The following is a 3,729-nucleotide window of genomic DNA, read 5'->3' on the forward strand; positions in this document are numbered from 1 at the left end:
CGCCGGCACCGTGGTCGACGACGTGAGCGGCCCGGAGTGGCTGGCCGCGCGCCGGGCGCTGGAGCAGCACGAGACGACCCTGGCCGCGTGGCTGCGCGAGCGGGGGCTGGTGCTGCGCGCCGACCTGCTCGGCGCCTGGTCGCGCTGGATCACCCCCGCGCACTCGCACCAGCGCTACGACACGCGCTTCTTCGTCGCCCGCATGCCGCCCGGCCAGGAGGTCGGCGACCTGCCCGGCGAGGCCGACCGCTGCGTGTGGGTGCCGGTCGGGACGTTGCTCTCGCCCGAGCAGGCCGACGCGGCCGGCTTCATGCCGCCGCAGCACCAGACCCTGCGCCAGCTGGCGCGCCACGACGCCGACGAGCTGCTCGAGGTCGCCCACGGGCGTCGGGTGCTGCTGGCCGAGCCGCGCCTGGTCGCGGACGACGACGGCGTGTGGCTCGAGACCGACCTGGGGGAGTACGAGTGAGCGTCACCGTCAGCGACCGCGCCGCGTACGTCCTGGCGCCCAACCCGGGCGTCATGACGCTCGACGGCACCAACACCTACGTGCTGCGCGAGCGTGAGGGCGCTCGCAGCGTCGTCGTCGACCCCGGCCCGCTCGACGAGGGGCACCTGTCCCGCGTGCTCGAGCTGGCGGGGAGGTCGCGCTCGTCCTCGTGACCCACCACCACGCCGACCACACGGAGGCGGTGCCCCGGTTCGCCGAGCTCACCGGCGCGCCGACCCGCGCGGTCGACCCGGCGCACTGCGTCGGTGCCGAGCCGCTGGCCGACGGCGAGCTGGTCGAGGTCGACGGGCTCACCGTCCAGGCGCTGCACACGCCCGGCCACACTGCCGACTCCGCGTGCTTCCTGCTGCCGGCCGAGGACCTGCTGCTCACCGGCGACACGATCCTGGGCCGCGGCACGACGATCGTGGCGCACCCCGACGGACGCCTGGGTCCGTACCTGGACTCGCTGCGCGCCGTGCAGGAGCTCGTCGTCTCCGGCCACGTCCGGCGGATCCTGCCCGCGCACGGGCCGGTCGTCGAGAACCCCGCCGACGTCGTCGACTTCTACCTGACCCACCGCGAGCAGCGGCTCGAGCAGGTGCGCGTGGCCGCGGCGAGCGGCGCGACGACGGCCGCGCGGTCGTCGAGCGCGTCTACGCCGACGTCGACGAGTCCCTGTGGCCCGCCGCCGAGCGCTCGGTCGCGGCGCAGCTGGAGTACCTGGACCAGGTCTGACCCGGACGCACGAGGGCCCCGCACCGACCGGTGCGGGGCCCTCGTGGTGCCAGGGACAGGGTCAGCGGGCGCGACGCTGCAGGCGCTCGAGGTCGAGGATGACGACGCTGCGCGGCTCCAGGCGGACCCAGCTGCGGGCGGCGAAGTCGGCCAGCGCCTTGTTGACCGTCTCGCGCGAGGCGCCGACCAGCTGGGCCAGCTCCTCCTGCGTGAGGTCGTGGTGCACGTGGACGCCGTCGTCGGCGCGGCGGCCGAAGCGGCTCGACAGGTCCAGCAGCGCCTTGGCGACGCGGCCGGGGACGTCGGAGAAGACCAGGTCGCCGACGACCTCGTTGGTGCGGCGCAGGCGCGCGGCCAGCTGGTGCAGCAGGGCGCGGGCGACGTCGGGGTGCTCGGTGAGGATCGGCAGCAGCGAGTCGTGCCCCAGGCTGCGGACGGTGGTGTCGGTGACGGCCGTGGCGGTCGCCGAGCGGGGTCCGGGATCGAACAGCGACAGCTCGCCGAACATCTGGCCCGGGCCGAGGATAGCCAGCAGGTTCTCGCGGCCGTCCGGGGACGTGCGGCCGAGCTTGACCTTGCCCGAGGTCACCACGAACAGGTCGCTGCCCTCGTCGCCCTCGTTGAACAGGGCCTCGCCGCGACGGATCGCGGTCTCGGGCATCGAGCTGGTCAAGGAGGTCGAGGCGTCCTCGTCGAGTCCGGCGAACAGCGGGGCCTGACGCAACACGTCGTCGCTCACGTACGTTCCTTCTCTCACCTAGCGGTTTCCCCGGTGGCGGGGGACGTGATGATTCTCCCACATCTGCGTGCATGCGCCCGCCCCGTAGGCTGGGCGCGTGTCCCGCACCGTCGTCCCGCCACCCGTGCAGCCGGGTGAGCGGCCCTCGACCGCGCTCGTGCGCCGGGCGCGCAAGGTCGACCGGGTGCTGGCTCAGACCTACCCGGACGCGCACGCCGAGCTGGACTTCACGAACCCGTACGAGCTGCTCGTCGCGACCGTGCTGTCGGCGCAGACCACCGACCGGCGGGTGAACCTCGTGACGCCGGTGCTGTTCGGGCGGTACCCCGACGCGACGGCGCTGGCGGCGGCGGACCGCACCGAGCTCGAGGAGATCATCCGCTCGACCGGCTTCTACCGGGCGAAGGCCAACAGCCTGCTCGGCCTGGCCGGTGCGATCGTCGAGCGCTTCGGCGGCGAGGTGCCCGGACGCCTGAAGGATCTCGTCACGCTACCCGGCGTCGGGCGCAAGACGGCCAACGTGGTGCTCGGCAACGCGTTCGGCGTCCCCGGCATCACCGTCGACACGCACTTCCAGCGGCTCGTCGTGCGTCTGGGCTGGGTGGACGAGGCGACGGCCAAGGACCCGGTCAAGACCGAGCACGCCGTCGGCACCCTGTTCGAGCGCCGGGACTGGACCGACCTGAGCCACCACCTCATCTGGCACGGCCGGCGGCGCTGCCACGCCCGGCGTCCGGCCTGCGGTGCGTGCCCCGTGGCCGCGTGGTGCCCGTCGTTCGGCCTGGGCCCGACCGACCCGGTCGAGGCCGAGAAGCTCGTCACCACCCAGGGGCGTGCATGAGGACGCTGCTGGCCGTGCTGCTCGGCGGCACGCTGCTGCTGGGTGCCTGCGGGTCCTCCGACGCGCCGTCGACCGAGCCGACCTTCGGCGGGGCAGCGTCCCCAGCGCCGAGACCGCCCCTGGGACACCCCCGAGCTGGCCGCCGCGCGGGGGAGGCCGCCGGGCCTGAACCCGTGCCCCCCCAGACCGGTGACGACGCCGCGCGCGACGACGGGCTGCCCGACGTGACCCTGCCGTGCCTGGGTGGCGGAGCCGACGTCCGGCTGGCCGGGCTGCGCGGACGTCCGCACGTGGTCAACCTGTGGGCCACGTGGTGCCCGCCGTGCCGCGAGGAGCTGCCGGTGCTGCAGGCCGCGCACACGGCGCTCGGTGACCGGGTGGGCTTCGTCGGCGTCGACTACGCCGACCCCGACCCGGCCGGTGCGCTGGCGCTGGCGCAGCGCTCGGGCGTGACCTACCCGGTCGTGTCCGACCCGGACGAGTCGCTGCGCAAGGCGCTCAGCGTCATCGGGCTGCCGCAGACCGTCTTCGTCGACGCGCAGGGCCGCGTGGTCGCCACCGAGCGCACCGCGTACGAGTCCGAGTCGGAGCTGCTCGCCGCGATCGAGAAGCACCTGGGGGTGCGCCCGTGAGCGAGCGGAGCGAGCGAGCCGTCCAGCCTGTCACGGGCGGACGTCCGTACCGTGCGTTCTTCCCGGAGGTGCGCCCGTGAGCGAGCGGAGCGAGCGAGCCGTCCAGCCTGTCACGGGCGGACGTCCGTACCGTGCGTTCTTCCCGGAGGTGCGCCCGTGACCGAGAGGACCGTGCCGGACTGGCTGACGCCGATCGTCACCGCGGCCGAGGACGTCTCGGCCGGCACGCTGGCGCCGAGCATGGCCGCCCCGCCGGCCGACGCGCGGCCGTCCGCGGTGCTCATGCTCT

At 74.5% G+C, this 3,729-nt stretch carries 6 protein-coding genes and 1 pseudogene; 6 read left to right on the forward strand and 1 reads right to left on the reverse strand.

Going from position 1 to position 3,729, the window contains the following annotated elements:
* The 4 genes and pseudogenes from AC2W7G_RS11355 to AC2W7G_RS11370 form a co-directional block, all read left to right on the forward strand.
* A partial coding sequence (locus AC2W7G_RS11355; protein ID WP_485868527.1) for an NUDIX hydrolase occupies nt 1-469 on the forward strand: 469 nt, incomplete at its 5' end.
* Entirely contained in the window at nt 466-663 is a 198-nt protein-coding gene (locus tag AC2W7G_RS11360) for a hypothetical protein (protein WP_485868528.1), read from the forward strand. The genes AC2W7G_RS11355 and AC2W7G_RS11360, both read left to right, overlap by 4 nt.
* Nucleotides 660-920: pseudogene (locus AC2W7G_RS11365) on the forward strand (MBL fold metallo-hydrolase); the annotation flags it as partial. The gene AC2W7G_RS11360 and the pseudogene AC2W7G_RS11365, both read left to right, overlap by 4 nt.
* Nucleotides 848-1,228, forward strand: coding sequence for a hypothetical protein (locus AC2W7G_RS11370; protein ID WP_485868529.1), 381 nt, complete (start codon nt 848-850; stop codon nt 1,226-1,228). The pseudogene AC2W7G_RS11365 and the gene AC2W7G_RS11370, both read left to right, overlap by 73 nt.
* 61 nt (nt 1,229-1,289) lie before the next feature.
* Here the strand turns inward: AC2W7G_RS11370 and AC2W7G_RS11375 are convergent, their stop codons facing one another.
* A complete protein-coding gene (locus tag AC2W7G_RS11375; protein ID WP_485868530.1) occupies nt 1,290-1,967 on the reverse strand; it encodes a Crp/Fnr family transcriptional regulator in 678 nt (225 codons plus the stop codon).
* 97 nt (nt 1,968-2,064) lie between these two features.
* On the opposite strand from AC2W7G_RS11375, the gene nth reads away from it, so the two are divergent.
* The gene (gene nth, locus AC2W7G_RS11380; RefSeq protein ID WP_485868531.1) at nt 2,065-2,808 is read left to right on the forward strand and encodes an endonuclease III; all 744 of its coding nucleotides are present in this window, start codon (nt 2,065-2,067) and stop codon (nt 2,806-2,808) included.
* Nucleotides 2,805-3,440: a TlpA family protein disulfide reductase gene (locus AC2W7G_RS11385; protein ID WP_485868532.1), complete on the forward strand. Its 636-nt coding sequence runs from the start codon at nt 2,805-2,807 to the stop codon at nt 3,438-3,440. The genes nth and AC2W7G_RS11385 overlap by 4 nt, the downstream gene beginning before the upstream one ends.
* The last annotated feature ends 289 nt before the right edge of the window (nt 3,441-3,729 follow it).

This window comes from Aeromicrobium sp. PFPM2_SD2, assembly GCF_057364525.1.